Here is a 1,026-nt window from a genome sequence, read left to right as displayed (position 1 = left end):
CACTTTCGTAAACTGCGCCAGCGATGAGATAGCGATAGCTGAAAATGCAACGATCGCTTGGCAGCGCGCCTTTTATTCCCTGTCCTTTGGGCCCGGGGACCGGATCCTGACGGCAAGTGCTGAATTTGCAGCCAACTACGTCGCCTTTCTGCAGGTTGCCAAGCGCACCGGCGTGTCGATCGAAATCATACCAAATGACCCGTCTGGCGTCCTCGATCCGGACGCGCTGGCGAAAATGCTTGATGAGCGCGTTCGGTTGATAGCGGTTACCTGGATCCCGACGAACGGCGGGCTTATCAATCCAGCAGCAGCGATCGGTCGGATAGCGCGCGAAAATGGCATTCTATATCTGCTCGACGCATGCCAAGCTGCGGGTCAAACTCCGATAGATGTTAACGCGCTCGGCTGCGACATCCTCACCGCTACTGGCAGGAAGTTTCTCCGCGCGCCGCGGGGAACCGGATTCATGTATATGCGCAAGTCGTTGCTGGAGAAGATTGAGCCAGCGATGATCGACCTCTATGGCGCGCCTTTGACTGCGCCGGGTCGATACGAATTGAGACCTGATGCCAGACGTTTTGAAACGTGGGAGAAGAACTATTCGGTTCGTCTTGGCCTGCGCGCAGCAGTGGATTACGCGCTCGACATTGGGCTGGAGGCCATCGAAGAGCGTTGCAATCACCTCTCTTCCAAGCTTCGCGAAGGCCTGAGGGGGATGAGCGCCGTATCGGTCCATGATCTCGGGGCGCATCTTGCTTCCATCGTCTCTTTCACAGTCAGCGGCTGGGACGCGCAAGCCGTCATGGCTTATCTAACTGGCAAGGGAATTAACGTCTCAGTTTCCCCTCCCTCTAGTACACCCGTTGACGCCTATACGCGACAACTCCCGCCCGTGGTGCGAGCGTCGCCACATTATTACAACACTGAGGAAGAGATCGATGCGTTCCTGGAGGCGATTGCTGGTATTGCCTCGTACGAATGAAGCAGCTCGTCCCAAGCGGCGAGGCATGACCGCAGATGTGGGGG

Annotated in this window: 1 protein-coding gene; it reads left to right on the top strand. The window is 57.1% G+C overall.

Going from position 1 to position 1,026, the window contains the following annotated elements; translation table 11 throughout:
* Positions 1-982, top strand: a 982-nt coding sequence (locus tag A3AY_RS35345; protein ID WP_018326391.1) for an aminotransferase class V-fold PLP-dependent enzyme, incomplete at its 5' end; no start/stop codon positions are given.
* Positions 983-1,026 lie beyond the last annotated feature (44 nt).

The sequence above is a fragment of the Rhizobium giardinii bv. giardinii H152 genome, assembly GCF_000379605.1.
Taxonomy (GTDB): Bacteria; Pseudomonadota; Alphaproteobacteria; order Rhizobiales; family Rhizobiaceae; genus Pararhizobium; species Pararhizobium giardinii.
Note: the sequence above shows the minus strand (reverse complement) of the source record. Positions and strands in the feature narration are given on the sequence as shown.